Below are 14,329 nucleotides of genomic sequence, written 5' to 3'. Positions count from 1 at the left end.
GGCCCGCGCCGCGTGAACGTGCCCGGTGGACGTGCCCGCGTCGGGGGCGGGTCCTACCCTGGGGGGATGGTTCCCCCCGCACGATCCTCCCGTTCCGCAGCCCGCTCCGCACGTGACGCAGCACCCGCGAAGAGCTCCGCCGCGGACGAGGGACCCGGCCCGGCCGAGCGGTACCGCCTCTTCCGCGAGCGCAGCGCGCGCGAGGCGAGCGAGCTGGGTGCGTTCCGACGGAGCCTGGACTTCGAGCTCGACGACTTCCAGATCGAGGCGTGCGAGTCCCTCGAGAAGGGCCAGGGCGTCCTCGTGGCGGCACCGACCGGCGCTGGGAAGACCATCGTCGGCGAGTTCGCCGTGCACCTGGCCATGACGAGCGGCCGCAAGGCGTTCTACACGACGCCGATCAAGGCGCTGAGCAACCAGAAGTACGCGGACCTCGTGCGCCGGTACGGACCGGAGTCCGTGGGGCTGCTCACGGGGGACACGACGATCAACGGCGAGGCACCCGTGGTCATCATGACCACCGAGGTGCTGCGCAACATGCTCTACGCCGACTCCCCGACCCTGCAGGGGCTCGGTTTCGTCGTCATGGACGAGGTGCACTACCTCGCCGACCGCTTCCGCGGCGCCGTGTGGGAAGAGGTCATCATCCACCTCGCGAGCGACGTCCAGCTCGTCTCCCTCTCGGCGACCGTGTCCAACGCGGAGGAGTTCGGGGACTGGCTCGAGATGGTCCGCGGCGACACGGCCGTGGTCGTGAGCGAGCACCGGCCGGTCCCGCTCAGCCAGCACGTCGTCGCCGCGAGCCGGGGCACGACGCCGGGCGGGATCCTCGACCTCTACGCGCACGACGTCGACCCCACCAACCCGGGGACGAACCCGCCGATCAACCCCGACCTGCTGGCGATCATGCGCCAGAGCACCGACCATCGGGCGCCGGGCCGGGGACGCGGGTACGGGCGCGGTGGCCGCGGTGGTGGGCCCGGAGGAGCGTCGGGCGGCCAGCACACCGGGCGGCGCGGGCCGCCCCGGTTCGCTGTCGTGGACCTCCTCGACGGCGACGGCCTGCTGCCGGCGATCTTCTTCATCTTCTCCCGCGCCGGCTGCGAGGGCGCCGTCACCCAGTGCTTGTCCGCGGGACTGCGGCTGACCACTCCCGAGCAGGAGGAGCAGATCCGGGAGATCGTCGAGGATCGTTGCTCGGCCATCCCGTCGGAGGACCTCGCGGTCCTCGGGTACTGGGGGTGGATCGACGCCCTGAGCCGGGGGATCGCCGCCCACCACGCCGGCATGCTGCCGCTGTTCAAGGAGACGGTGGAGCAGCTGTTCAGCATGGGCCTCGTCAAGGTGGTCTTCGCGACGGAGACGCTCGCCCTGGGCATCAACATGCCCGCACGGAGCGTCGTCCTCGAGAAGCTCGTCAAGTGGGACGGATCGAGCCACGTCGATGTCACGCCGGGGGAGTACACCCAGCTCACGGGGCGCGCCGGCCGCCGCGGCATCGACATCGAGGGCCACGCCGTCGTCGTCGACCACCCCGGGCTCGATCCCGTGGCGCTGGCGGGGCTCGCGTCGAAGCGGCTCTACCCGTTGAGATCGAGCTTCAAGCCGACGTACAACATGGCCGTCAACCTCGTGTCCCAGGTGGGCCGCGAGCGCGCCCGCGAGATCCTCGAGACATCCTTCGCGCAGTTCCAGGCGGACCGCGGTGTCGTCGGGCTCGCCCGGCAGGCGAACGCGCAGGCGGAAGCCCTCGAGGGCTACGCGGAGGCGATGCGCTGCGACAAGGGCAGCTTCACCGAGTACATGGGGCTGCGTCGGGCGATCTCGGCCCGGGAGGGCGAGCTGTCGAAGCGCGCGAGCAGCGAGCGCCGCGCGGAGATCGTCGCGTCCCTCACCGCGCTCTCGCGCGGGGACGTCGTCGAGATCCCGTCAGGTCGACGCGCCGGGTACGCCGTGGTCATCGAGCCCGGGCAGGACGCCGGGTTCGACGGACCCCACCCGCTCATCCTCACGAGCGACCGTCAGGTGAAGAAGCTCACCCTCGCGGACGTCCCGCAGGGGGTGCGCGTCGTGAGCAGCGTGCGGATCCCGAAGGGCTTCAACGCCCGGAACCCCGCGGCTCGCAGGGACCTCGCCGCGACCCTGCGCACCTCCCTCGGTGCCTACGCGGGCTCGACGGACGGCAGCTCACCGACGCGCGGGACGGGGCGCCGGGGCGGCAAGAACCGGGGCGCGGTCCGCGCGCGGACGACGGCCGGGGACGACGCAGAGCTCTCGCGGCTGCGGTCCGCCCTGCGCGAGCACCCGTGCCACTCGTGCCCGGAACGGGACGATCACGCGCGGTGGGCTGAGCGGTGGGCCAAGCTCGAGTCGGAGCACAAGGCGCTCCTGCGCCGGATCTCCGGGCGCACCGGGTCGATCGCCAAGGTGTTCGACCGCATCTGCGACGTGCTGGGGACGTTGGGTTACCTCGAGCCCGGCGACGACGGCGAGCTGCGGGTCACCGCTCCGGGAGCCACGCTGCGCCGGCTCTACGCCGAGAGCGACCTGCTGCTGTCCGAGTGCCTGCGCCGTGGCGCGTGGGCGTCCCTCGAGCCCGCGGGGCTGGCGGCCGCGGTCTCGACCATCGTCTACTCCGCGCGCCGGGACGACCGCGACGGGGACCCACGGATCCCGGGTGGCCCCACGGGGACGCTCGCCCGCGCGCTCGACGAGACCGTGCGCGTGTGGTCGGAGCTCGACGACCTCGAGGCCGCGCACCGGCTCGAGGCCACCGGCCCGCTCGACTTCGGTCTCGTCGAGGCCGTCCACCGCTGGGCGTCCGGACGGAGCCTCGACGCCGTGCTCAAGGAGACCGACTTCGCGGCGGGCGACTTCGTCCGGTGGTGCAAGCAGGTCATCGACGTGCTCGACCAGCTGACGAAGGCGGCGCCCGACGAGCGGATGCGGCGCTCGGCGGACCGGGCGATCACCGCACTGCGACGAGGGGTCGTCGCCTACTCGAGCGTCTGACACCGGTCTGGCATATCGCGCACAGGCGCGGTGGCGGTTCGAGCACAGCCGCAGTGTTCGACCACGGGTCCCGGTGGCGGCTCGGGCACAGCCGCGGTGGCGGCTCGGGCACAGCCCCGTGGCATATCGTGCTCGCGTGACCTCGACTCTCTACCGCAACGGCATCATCCACTCCCCGTCCGACCCCTTCGCCGAGGCGCTGCTCGTCGTCGACGGGGTCGTGGCCTGGATGGGCGCGGAGGACACCGCCGAGGGGCACGCCGCGCAGGCGGACCGCGTCATCGACCTCGCCGGTGCCCTCGTGGCGCCGGGCTTTGTCGACGCTCACGTCCACGTGCTCGAGTCCGCGTTCGCACGGCAGAGCGTCGACCTGTCCGTGACCGGCGCCGGTGCGACGCGTCAGCTCGCCCTCGAGGCGATCGCGGACCGCGCACGGGTCGACGCCGGGGGAGTCCCGCGGGCCGGCACGGCACCGACCGGCGGCCCGGACGGTGACCACGGTGTGCTCCTCGCCCACGGCTGGGACGAGTCGCACTGGGCGGACGCCCGCCGTCCGACCGCCGCCGAGCTCGACGTGCTCACCGGGGGCGCAGCCGTGTACGCGGGTCGCGTGGACGTGCACTGCGCCGTCGTCTCCTCACGCCTGGCGGACCTCGGCGGTCTGCGCGACCTCACCGGGTGGCACGACGACGGGTACGTCACCCTCGCCGCGAACGAGGCGGCGCGGGCCCTCGCCCGCCGCGTCGGTGAGCAGCGCCGCGCCGCCATGTACGCAGCGGAGCTGCGGCACCTCGCCCGGAGCGGGGTCGTCGCCGTGCACGAGAACAGCGCCCCCGGCATCGACACGCGGGACGGGTTGGCGACGCTGCTCGAGATGACCGCCGACCCCGCGAGCGGCTTCCCGCTCGTCGTGGGCTACCGCGGCGAGCTGTGCCGCACGACCGAGGACGCACAGGCCCTGCTGGCGGCCGTGCCGGGCCTCACCGGCCTCGGGGGAGACCTCTGCGTCGACGGCTCCCTGGGGGCCCGTACGGCAGCCCTGCGCGCCCCCTACAGCGACGCCCCGGACACGACCGGGAGTCTCCTGCTCACGGCGGACGAGATCCGCGACCACGTCCTGGCCGCCACGGGCGTCGGCGTCCAGCCCGGGTTCCACGTCATCGGCGACCGCGCCCTGGACGTCACCCTCGACGGGCTGCGGGCCGCCGCCGCGACGTCGGCCGCCGCCCGCAGTGCGATGCGGCGGATCGGGGTGCGCCTCGAGCACGTCGAGATGTTCGACGACAGCCAGCTGGCCACGCTCGTCGATCTCGGCGTCCGGCTCAGCCTGCAGCCCGCGTTCGACGCCCGGTGGGGTGGACCGCACGGGATGTACGCCGAGCGGGTGGGGGAGCGCGCCGCAGGGATGAACCGCTTCGCGACCCTGGCGTCGGCGGGGATCCCCATGGCGTTCGGCTCCGACGCACCCGTGACGACGTCGGACCCGTGGGAGCCCGTGCGTGCCGCCGTCCACCACCACGACCCCGCGCAGCGGATCTCCGCACGCGCCGCGTTCCGCGCGTCGACACGCGGGGCCTGGCGGGCAGCCGGGCTCGACCACACCGGTGCCGGGGAGCTGCGGGTCGGCAGCCCGGCGCACCTCGCGGTCTGGCGGGCCCAGCACGTCGTCGTGCAGAGCGGCTCCGCCGCGGTGTCCTCGTGGAGCACCGACGCCCGGTCGGGCACACCGCTGCTCCCGGACCTCGGCCCCGACGCACCCCGACCCACGTGCCTGCAGACGGTGCGTGACGGGGTGCCGATCTACGACACGTTCGACTGACGGGGCACCTGCTCCCGGACACGCCCGGGGGCACGTACTTCACCCGGCGTGTCGCACTTTTTCACCCGCTCCGGGTGAGGTAGATCACAGGTGGCGACCAGGCTCTGACCAGCCAGAAAGCCCCTGACCTGCACATTTCGTCGTTTGACACGATGGCGACCTGTGCGAGTAGGTTCATGAACGTGCCCCACGGGTCACGGGCGCGGCGGAAGCAGCTCCCGTGCGCAGCACTGGTTGGTCCGCGTGTTCAGTAGAAAACGTATGTCGCGCTCGCGCGACGTCGGCACGAAGGACACGCGGACCGCCAGCTGCGCGCACGACGAGGAGGGTGCCGTGGCCCACGGCACCGGAACCCGGACACCTGCTCTCCGAACCCTGCCGTCACAGCAGACGACCAGCGCCGTGACGTAATCTGCACGGGTGCTTCCCGGTCCCCTCCCTCGATGGCTGGCTCTGCTGCTCGCCGTCGCCGGCGGGCTCCTCACCGACCTCGCCTTCCCGGACGCCGGCATCTGGATCGCCGCCGTCGCAGGAGTCGCGCTCTTCTACCTCGCCGTGCGACGCGACGCACCGGCGTGGAACTTCCTCGTCGGGTTCGTGTGGGGGCTCGCGTTCTTCCTCCCGCACATCCGATGGGCGCAGTTCGCCGTGGGCGACGTCCCGTGGGTGGCGCTGAGCACGGCCGAGGCCGCCTTCGTCGGGCTCGTGGGTCTCGCGTGGACGTTCGTCCGACGCATCCCGCTCGTGTCACGCAACCACGCGGCGCACGTCGTCGCCTTCGCCGTGCTCTGGGTCGCCGCCGAGCTCACGCGCTCGCTCGTGCCCTTCGGTGGGTTCCCGTGGGGGCGCCTGGCGTTCTCCCAGTCCGAGTCTCCGGTCGGACGCCTCGCGTGGCTCGCCGGGACCCCGCTCGTCTCGCTCGCCGTGGCCGCGGCCGGCGTGCTCCTCGCGCTCGCCATCCTCGGAATCCGACGGCTCGACCCCTTCGAGGTCGGGACCTGCGCCACGGCTGCCGCAGTCATCATCGGCGTGGGGTTCCTCGTGCCGCTCGAGACACGAGCCGAGAACGGGACGCTGCGCGTCGGCGCCGTCCAGGGGAACGTCGCCGGAGAGGGCCTCGACGCCTTCGCCGAGCGTCGCGAGGTGCTGAACAACCATGTGCAGGGCACCCACGCCCTGCTCGACGGCGTCGAGCAGGGCGACCTCGACGTCGTGCTCTGGCCCGAGAACGGCACCGACATCGACCCGCAGGTCGACGCAGCCGCCGCTGCCGCGATCGACGGTGCCGCCCAGGCCGTGGGCGCACCGATCCTCGTCGGAGCGCAGGAGTACCCCGAGTCCGGCGGCCGCTACAACGTCTCGCTCCTGTGGGAGCCGGGCGTCGGGGTCGTGGACCGCTACGCCAAGCAGCACCCCGCGCCCTTCGCGGAGTACATCCCCATCCGCGAGCTCGTCCGCCCGTTCTCCTCCGCCGTCGACCTCGTCCAGACCGACATGGTCGCGGGCCAGGAGGTCGGCATCGTCGAGCTCGAGGCACCGCGGCTCGGACGCACGGTGGTCATCGGCGACGTCATCTGCTTCGAGGTCGCCTACGACGGCCTCGTCCGCGACGCCGTGGCCGCGGGCGCGGAGATGCTCGTGGTCCCGACGAACAACGCCTCGTTCGGCCCCACCGACGAGTCGACCCAGCAGCTGGCGATGTCCCGGCTCCGTGCGATCGAGACGGGCCGCACGACGGTGCAGATCTCGACCGTCGGCGTGAGCGCGATCATCGCTCCCAACGGCGCGACCATCGCTCGGACGGGCCACTTCACCGCAGAGCAGATGGTCGACTCCGTGGCCCTGCGTACGAGCATCACCCCGGCCGTCGCCCTCGGCCCGTGGCCCGCCTGGGCGGTCCTCGGCGCAGCGGTCGCCCTGCTCGTCGCCGCGATCGTCCAGCGGCCCCGGCCGGACGCGGCTGCCCGGACGACAGGACGCAGCACCACCCCGCGTGGTCGCGCGGCGGCGGTCGGCACGGGACGCGCGCGACCCGCGGTACCCGCACAGCGATCGACTGGCCGCGCGTCAGCGGGCTCCACGGCTGGTCGGGGAGCCCGACCGCGAAGCACGAAGCGCACCGGTGCGGGTCAGACAGGGCGCGCACGACCTGCGCCGAAGTCGTGATGTCGTCGGTGCCGGAGAACCGTCCCGCGTCGCCCGAGCCCGACCCCGGGCCCACGGCGTCAGCGCCCGCGAACCGTCGACGAGCCCTCGTGGTCATGCCCACCTACAACGAGCGACTCACGCTGCCCACGACCCTCGCAGGCCTGCGCGAGCACGCCCCGACGCTCGACGTCCTCGTCGTCGACGACGCCAGTCCCGACGGGACCGGGCAGCTCGTCGAGTCGCTGCGGGCCACCGACCCCCACCTGCACGCGCTGCACCGGGCGGGCAAGGACGGACTCGGGGCTGCGTACCTCGCGGGGTTCGCCTGGGCGCTCGACCGCGACTACGACGTCGTGGTCGAGATGGACGCGGACGGCTCGCACCGCCCCGAGGACCTCGCCCGACTGCTCGAACCCCTCGACGCGGTCGACCCGCCGGACCTCGTCCTGGGATCGCGCTGGGTGCCCGGGGGAGACGTCCTCAACTGGCCGGCCCGCCGGGAGTGGCTCTCGCGAGGGGGCAACACGTACGTGCGGTGGGCCCTCGGGCTGCCCCTCGGCGACGCGACCGGCGGCTTCCGTGCCTACCGCGCGAGCACGCTGCGCTCGCTCCCGCTGTCCGACGTCGCCTCCCAGGGGTACTGCTTCCAGGTCGACATGGCGTGGCGCGTCGCGCAAGCAGGCGGGCGGATCGTCGAGGTGCCGATCACGTTCGTCGAGCGCACGGCAGGGGAGTCGAAGATGAGTCGCGACATCGTCACGGAAGCCCTGTGGAAGGTCACCGCCTGGGGTGTCACCGCTCGGACGCGGTCACTGCGACGACTGCTGGGACGGGCCGCGGCGGGCGCGAGCCGGTCGCGGGCTCCGCGCTGACCACCGCACCAGTCCGCACGTCGCACCCGCTCGACCGTCAGGGTGCCGGAGACGCACAGATGCCCCGGACCGTCGTGGTCCGGGGCATCTGTCGGCGGTTCACGCGCTGCGGCGCAGCTTTCCCGCACGCAGGAGGGCGAGGCGCTCATCGAGCAGGTCCTCGAGCTCCTTCATCGTGCGGCGCTCGAGCAGCATGTCCCAGTGCGTGCGAGGAGCCTTGCCCGACTTCGGCTCGGGGCGGTCGGCATCCCGCAGGAGCGCCTCCTCGCCGCAGCGGCACTCCCAGACGACGGGGACCTCGGCCTCGGTGGAGAAGGGGAGGATGACCGTGTGGCCGTTGGGGCAGTCGTAGTGAGCCTGGAACCGGGGAGCGAAGTCGACGCCCTCGTCCGACTCCATGCTCTTGGCGCCAATGCTCATCCCACGCAAGGATCGGTCGGCCATAGGGTCCTCCAAGTTGTCTGCGGTACTGCTCGACCGGGGCCGGTGTGCCGGCGGTCGTGAGGGTGATGCGTCCTGCTGTCTTCAACGTCGTGCGGCCGCACCCTGTTCCACGGTGTGGTGAAGGTCTCGTGAACGCGTCGCTGTCGTCACGATGCTGGCTGACGCGCGGGACCGCATCCGAGAGGCGGAGCGGGCGGGCGTGCACAGACCTCGTGAGCCTGGCTGCGGAAGCGGGTGGGCAACCGCACCACTGTACCGCGTTCGGCCGACGAGCGACGGGGCGAGCGCACCTGCGGGCCGCCGCAGACGGGCCTCAGCCGGTCGGACCTCGGACCGAGCGGCACCGCGCACGGTCCAGGGTCCGCGCCCGCCCCTCACCGACGGCGACGACGGACCTCAGAGACCACCCCGTGGCGTCCGCAGCAGCCCAGAGGGCGGTGGCCCAACGTCGCTCGAACGCGCCGTAGTCGCCTCCGTCTGCCCGGACGATCGCCACGAGCGTCCGAGCGCCGGGGAAGTTGTCCCGGACGACGGTGCGCACGAGCTGCTCGATGGTGTCGACCGCGTCGCGGTCCGGGAGGACGGGGAGGTCCTCGAGGGGGATCGCGACAGGGAGCACCCGCTCGTCGTCACCCAGGAAACCGACCCACAACGCGGGTGGGCCCGCGGCCTCGGGGCCGACGAGACCCACGAGGTGGTCGAGGATCGCTGCGTCCGTCGTGAGCCGCGAGCCGGGTTCGGCGGGCGCGTGCCGGGCGGACAGGACCTCGAGCGGTCCGTCGAGGAGCGCGTGGAGCTCGAACGGGTCGGGGGCTGTGGCTCGGGAGCGGTCGGGGTCGGCCGCGCGGCGCACACGGTCGTCGTCATGGTCGTGGCTCGAGCCTGCGGAGGTCGTCGTCATGGCCGCGATCCTGCAGGCGTGGTGCCGGGCGATGTGGCGACTGGCGGTCAGCGGTGGACCGGCCCCGCGATCCACAGGGCCTCGTCCGCGAGAATCCCGGAGAAACCGCGCCACGCGCAGCATCGATGGTCGTCTATGCTTTGTGCATCGAGCGCGGCAGCACACAGGGGAAGAGACACATGCCCAGGACAGGCGAACCATCCACTCCGGGGCAACCCGACATCGCGCGGCCCAGCGGCGAGGTCGCGCTGGCACGCATGTTCCGGGCGCTGGGGGAGCCGACCCGGCTGCGACTGCTGTCGCTCGTCGCGGCGCACGAGAACGGTGAGGCGACCGTCCTCGACCTCACGGAGCCCACCGGTCTGCGTCAGCCGACCGTCTCCCACCACCTGAAGATCCTCACCGACTCAGGGCTGCTCACGCGCGAGAAGCGCGGTGTGTGGTCGGTGTTCTCGCTCGTCCCGGGCGCACTCGGTGCGCTGGGCCAGCACCTCAAGGATGCCGACGAGGCATGGACGTCGAACGAGCCAGCCGCCACCGACCCGACGTAGCACCGCGACGCTCCGCCGACCGTCAGGTGCGCCGTCGTACCAAGGGCTTCGACGCCTCGACGAGGACGAAGACGACGAACGCGAGGGCGACGATCATCATCCACTGGCCGATGCCGAGGGGCGCTGTGCCGAAGAGGTCGTGCATGACCGGCAGGTAGACGAAAGCGAGCTGCAGCGCGAGCAGTGCGAGGCACGCCCACCACACGGACCTGTTGCCGCGCAGGACGTCGACGGTGAGGCTCGAGCGGTCGAGGAACCGGCACGAGAACAAGTAGGCCATCTGCCCGACCGCGAGCATGGTCACGGCCGCGGTGCGCGCCTCCGCGAGGGCGACGCCGTGGTTCGTCTGCCAGTAGAACAGACCGAACGCAGCCGCACCGACGAGGACGGACGCGACAGCGATGCGCCGGAACATCGTGCCGTCGAGCAGGGGAGCGGCCGCATCGCGCGGTGGTCGGGCCATGAGTCCCTCCTCGGCCGGCTCGTTCGCGAGCGCGAGCGAGAGCGTGATCCCTGCCGCCATGTTGATCCACAGGACCTGCACGGGCTGGAGGGGGAGCGTGAGGCCGAAGAGCACCGCGACGAAGATGACGAGCGACTGCGCACCGTTGGCCGGGAGGAGGAACAGGACGGACTTGCGGATGTTGTCGTAGATCCGCCGTCCTTCTTCCACCGCGCGCTCGATCGTCGCGAAGTTGTCGTCCGCGAGCACCACGTCGGCAGCCTCCTTGGTCGCCTCGGTGCCCTTGATGCCCATCGCGACCCCGACGTCGGCCTGGGTCAGCGCCGCAGCGTCGTTGACGCCGTCACCGGTCATCGCGACGACCTGCCCGTGACGCTGCAGGCTCCGCACGATGCGCACCTTGTGGGTGGGGCTCGTGCGCGCGAAGACGGCTGTCCGGGGGACGACCTCCTCGAGCTCCCGGTCGCTCATCGCGTCGAGCTCGGCCCCGGTGAGCACGGTCGTGCCGGGACGCACGATGCCCATCTCGCGGCCGATCGCCACCGCCGTGTCGGCGTGGTCGCCGGTGATCATCATGACGTCCACGCCGGCGTCCTGGCACTGCGCCACTGCGACCACGGCCTCGGGCCGGGGCGGGTCGGCGATGCCGACGAAGCCCACGAGCTCGAGGTCCCCGCCGACCTCGGCGTCGGTGAGCGGACCGGCACCGCTGGCCGGGGCACCGCGCGCCCCGGCGAGGACCCGCAACCCGCGCGCCCCGATCGTCTCGATCTGCCGCAACCACAGGTCTCTGTCCACCGGGACGGGGCGTCCGTCGGCGTCGGTCTGGTACGTGCAGCGGTCGAGGATCCTGTCCGGGGCACCTTTGACGAGCAGGTGCGCGGCGCCGTGCGGGTCCTCGACGAGGACGGCCATGTACTTCGTGTCGGACTCGAACGGCAGGACCGCCCGTCGCACCCACCCGGTGTCGGCGAACCCGGCCTTGTGCGCGAGCACCCGCACGGCTCCCTCCGTCGGCGTCCCCGACAGGCGCCACCGCCCGGTCTCGTCCTGGGTGACGTGGGCGTCGTTGCACAGCGCCATGACTTCCGCGAGGGCCCGCAGGTCGCGCCTGTCGGCGGCTGTGACAGCTGCGCCGTCGGGCCCGAGGACCTGTCCCTCGTCCGCGTAGCCGGTCCCGGTGACGGCCAGCTCCTCGGCGGCGGTGCGGACCGTGCGGGCCGTCATCTCGTTCTGCGTGAGGGTGCCGGTCTTGTCCGAGCAGATCGTCGTCACGGCCCCCAGGGTCTCGATCGCCGGCAGCTTGCGGGTGATCGCCTTCCGACGTGCCATCTGCTGCACACCGAGCGCGAGGGTGATCGTCACGAGCGCCGGGAGGCCCTCGGGGACGGCGGCGACCGCGAACCCGATGGAGGAGCTCACGAGGTCCTCGATGGACCACCCGTGCACGAACCACCCGACGGCCACCATGACGACGGCGAGCACGAGGATGGCGAGAGCGAGCTGCTTGCCGAAGCGGTCAAGGGCTCGTGCCAGGGGAGTCGTGAGGGGCTCGGCCTCGGCGACCATCGCCTGGATCTGGCCGATCTCCGTCCTCGGCCCGGTGGCGGTGACGACGCCGACACCAGTGCCTGTCGTGACGAGGGTGCTGGAGAACGCCATGTCCGTGCGGTCGCCGAGCTCCGTCTCACGGTGCACGGCGTCGACGGACTTGGTCGTGGGGACGGACTCGCCCGTCAGCGCGGACTCGTCCATCTGGAGCCGGGTCACCTCGACGAGGCGCAGGTCGGCCGGGACCCCGTCACCCGAGCGGATGCGGACGCGGTCGCCGGGGACGAGCTCGGCGGCATCGACGCGCACCCAGGTGCCGTCACGCAGCACGTCGGCGGTGCGGGGGAGCATCGTCGAGATGGCGTCGAGTGCCTTGCGCGCGCGACCCTCCTGGACGAGGCCCACGACGGCATTGATCACGGTCACGGCGAGGATCACCCAGAAGTCCACCCACTGCCCGAGCACGGCCTTGAGGACGGCCGAGACGAGCAGCACGTAGATGAGGACGTCGCGGAACTGGTCGGCGACGGCGCGCCACCAGGGGCGCCGTGGTGGCGGCGGCAGGCGGTTGGCCCCGGCGACCGCCCGACGGCGGACCGCCTCGGCGTCGGTCAACCCGCCGGTGCCGACGTCGAGCGCCGCGAGCACGTCAGGGACGGGCACCGCCCAGGGCGCCGGCAGCGTCGCCTGTGCCGCATCGACATCCTCGTCCATCGCTGGACCGTCCTCTCGCTCGCCGGAGCACCGCGGTCGGCACGAGCTGCGAGGCGCAGCGAGTGTCCGTTCTGTCCAGCATGACCGGACCCCGGCGGTCTGGCGCGTCGACCCCTTCTGCGATGCTTCTCCGTCGCCGATAAGGTACGTTATGACATTCCGCCTACATCTGCGAGGGCGAGGACGTCCCCCGACGGGCTACAGAGCCGACAGCGCCCCGCCCGCGTGACGAAGCAGCCGACGGCCAGACTCCTCGTGTCCGCTCCTTCGCGGCGCCGCGCGCCGACTAAGGTCCCTCATGTGACCTCCGCAGAGAACAGCGCCGTCGCGTTCGTGCGCTCGACCATCAAACGCACGCTCATCGCCTACGCCGTCGTGCCGGTCGTGGCCGCATCGGCGATCGTCGCCATCGACCACTGGACGAAGCGCAAGCACTCGCGCAAGGCGATCTTCCCGCACGCCAAGCCCGTGGACGCCGTCATCGGCGAGTCGACGACGACCGTCTACACCTTCGGTGTGGAGCTGTACGAGGAGATGCTCCGCGCGATCGACGGCGCCGAGGACTACATCTTCCTCGAGACGTACATCTGGAAGAGCGACCCGATGGGTCGACGCTTCAAGGACGCCCTCATCGCCGCGTCCCAGCGCGGCGTCCGGGTCTACCTCGTCTACGACGGCTTCGCGAACCTCGTCGTCCCCCGTTCCTTCTACGAGTTCCCGCCGGAGATCGAGGTTCTGCGCTTCCCCGTCGTCCGCCCGAAGGTGCTGCTGGGGAACCTCAAGCACACCGGCCGCGACCACCGCAAGATCCTCGTCGTCGACGGCCGGGTCGGGTTCGTCGGCGGCTACAACATCGGGTCGCTGTACGCGACGCAGTGGCGCGACACCCACATGCGCATCGAGGGCCCGGTCGTGTGGGAGCTGGCGAGCGCGTTCATCGACTTCTGGAACCTCACGGGCATCCGCACGTCCGTGACGCTCCCCGACGCCGGTGTCCCGCCACACTGGGAACCGGACTTCCAGGCGGCGAGCAACGCCCCGGTGCGGCGCGTCTACCCCATCCGCAACATCTACCTCGAGGCCATCCGCCGGGCGACGAGCCACATCTACCTCACGCAGGCGTACTTCATCCCCGACCGGGAGCTGCTGCGCGCGATCACCGCCGCGGCCGAGCGTGGCGTCGACGTGCGGATCATCATGCCCGAGGCGTCCAACCACGTCCTCACCGACTGGCTGTCACGCGGTCTCTACTCCCAGCTCCTGCGCTCCGGCGTGAGCATCTGGCTGTACCGCAACGCGATGGTGCACGCGAAGACGGCGACCGTGGACGGCCGGTGGACGACGATCGGCACAGCGAACATCGACCGCCTGAGCCTCACGGGCAACTACGAGATCAACATGGCGATCTACGACAAGACCCTCGCCGGCCAGATGGAGCAGATCTTCGAGATCGACCTCACGAACTGCCGTCGACTCGACCTCGAGGAGTGGGAGCGCCGCTCACCGCTCGCGAAGATCGGAGAGATCGTCCTCACTCCCCTGAGCCCGCTCCTCTAGCCCCTCGCAGCACACAGCACGAGGGACGTGACAGGTCACGTCCCTCGTCCTGTGTGCGGTCCGGCGCTCTCAGGCCCGGCGTTCTCAGGCCTGGCGTTCTCAGGCCTGGCCTCTCAGACCTGGCGCTCCTGCCGGCCGACGTCGGCGATGGCTTCCTCGGGACGCGGCGCGACGGTCTCGTCGACCTCGAGCTCCGGGACCTCGTCGAACTCGGGGTGCTGGGCGTGGAGCGCCTCGGCGACCTTCGTCGCGCGGTCGTCGTCGGGCAGTTCGGGTGTGCTGGTCATCGTGTCTCCT

General features: G+C 71.9%; 10 protein-coding genes. 6 read left to right on the top strand and 4 right to left on the bottom strand.

All coding sequences use genetic code 11. The annotated features are described in order from the left end of the window. Positions 1-66 precede the first annotated feature (66 nt). The 4 genes from AC54T1_RS07165 (at position 67) to AC54T1_RS07150 (ending at position 7,851) form a co-directional block, all read left to right on the top strand. The gene (locus AC54T1_RS07165; protein ID WP_496911511.1) at positions 67-3,012 is read left to right on the top strand and encodes a DEAD/DEAH box helicase; all 2,946 of its coding nucleotides are present in this window, start codon (positions 67-69) and stop codon (positions 3,010-3,012) included. A gap of 136 nt (positions 3,013-3,148) precedes the next feature. Continuing rightward, positions 3,149-4,831: an amidohydrolase gene (locus AC54T1_RS07160; RefSeq protein WP_496911510.1), complete on the top strand. Its 1,683-nt coding sequence runs from the start codon at positions 3,149-3,151 to the stop codon at positions 4,829-4,831. A 420-nt stretch (positions 4,832-5,251) separates the two neighbouring features. Next, positions 5,252-6,997, top strand: a complete 1,746-nt coding sequence (gene lnt / locus AC54T1_RS07155; RefSeq protein ID WP_496911509.1) for an apolipoprotein N-acyltransferase — start codon at positions 5,252-5,254, stop codon at positions 6,995-6,997. Between the two features lie 95 nt (positions 6,998-7,092). After that, positions 7,093-7,851 carry a polyprenol monophosphomannose synthase gene (locus AC54T1_RS07150; RefSeq protein WP_484344905.1) on the top strand — a complete coding sequence of 253 codons (759 nt, stop codon included), beginning with the start codon at positions 7,093-7,095 and terminating at the stop codon, positions 7,849-7,851. A 99-nt stretch (positions 7,852-7,950) separates the two neighbouring features. Here the strand turns inward: AC54T1_RS07150 and AC54T1_RS07145 are convergent, their stop codons facing one another. Further along, positions 7,951-8,295 (bottom strand): RNA polymerase-binding protein RbpA, encoded by a 345-nt coding sequence (locus tag AC54T1_RS07145; protein ID WP_484344487.1) that lies wholly within the window; start codon positions 8,293-8,295, stop codon positions 7,951-7,953. A gap of 313 nt (positions 8,296-8,608) precedes the next feature. Next, positions 8,609-9,196 (bottom strand): hypothetical protein, encoded by a 588-nt coding sequence (locus AC54T1_RS07140; RefSeq protein WP_484344488.1) that lies wholly within the window; start codon positions 9,194-9,196, stop codon positions 8,609-8,611. Between the two features lie 179 nt (positions 9,197-9,375). On the opposite strand from AC54T1_RS07140, the gene AC54T1_RS07135 reads away from it, so the two are divergent. Further along, positions 9,376-9,747 carry an ArsR/SmtB family transcription factor gene (locus AC54T1_RS07135; RefSeq protein WP_496911508.1) on the top strand — a complete coding sequence of 124 codons (372 nt, stop codon included), beginning with the start codon at positions 9,376-9,378 and terminating at the stop codon, positions 9,745-9,747. Between the two features lie 22 nt (positions 9,748-9,769). On the opposite strand, the gene AC54T1_RS07130 is transcribed toward AC54T1_RS07135, so the two are convergent. Further along, positions 9,770-12,475, bottom strand: coding sequence for a cation-translocating P-type ATPase (locus AC54T1_RS07130; protein WP_496911507.1), 2,706 nt, complete (start codon positions 12,473-12,475; stop codon positions 9,770-9,772). 300 nt (positions 12,476-12,775) lie between these two features. Here AC54T1_RS07130 and AC54T1_RS07125 point away from each other — a divergent pair, with 300 nt between their 5' ends. After that, a complete protein-coding gene (locus AC54T1_RS07125; RefSeq protein ID WP_496911506.1) occupies positions 12,776-14,032 on the top strand; it encodes a phospholipase D-like domain-containing protein in 1,257 nt (418 codons plus the stop codon). A gap of 113 nt (positions 14,033-14,145) precedes the next feature. Here AC54T1_RS07125 and AC54T1_RS07120 read toward each other — a convergent pair whose 3' ends face one another. Next, a complete protein-coding gene (locus tag AC54T1_RS07120) occupies positions 14,146-14,319 on the bottom strand; it encodes a hypothetical protein (RefSeq protein ID WP_484344492.1) in 174 nt (57 codons plus the stop codon). Between the last annotated feature and the right edge of the window lie 10 nt (positions 14,320-14,329).

This window comes from Sanguibacter sp. Z41_6, from assembly GCF_059621145.1.
Note: the sequence above shows the minus strand (reverse complement) of the source record. Positions and strands in the feature narration are given on the sequence as shown.

Coding starts and splice junctions, on each gene's coding strand:
- AC54T1_RS07145 (WP_484344487.1), bottom strand. CDS start 8,295: ATGGCCGACCGATCCTTGCGTGGGATGAGCATTGGCGCCAAGAGCATG.
- AC54T1_RS07140 (WP_484344488.1), bottom strand. CDS start 9,196: ATGACGACGACCTCCGCAGGCTCGAGCCACGACCATGACGACGACCGT.
- AC54T1_RS07120 (WP_484344492.1), bottom strand. CDS start 14,319: ATGACCAGCACACCCGAACTGCCCGACGACGACCGCGCGACGAAGGTC.
- AC54T1_RS07135 (WP_496911508.1), top strand. CDS start 9,376: ATGCCCAGGACAGGCGAACCATCCACTCCGGGGCAACCCGACATCGCG.
- AC54T1_RS07150 (WP_484344905.1), top strand. CDS start 7,093: ATGCCCACCTACAACGAGCGACTCACGCTGCCCACGACCCTCGCAGGC.
- AC54T1_RS07165 (WP_496911511.1), top strand. CDS start 67: ATGGTTCCCCCCGCACGATCCTCCCGTTCCGCAGCCCGCTCCGCACGT.
- AC54T1_RS07130 (WP_496911507.1), bottom strand. CDS start 12,475: ATGGACGAGGATGTCGATGCGGCACAGGCGACGCTGCCGGCGCCCTGG.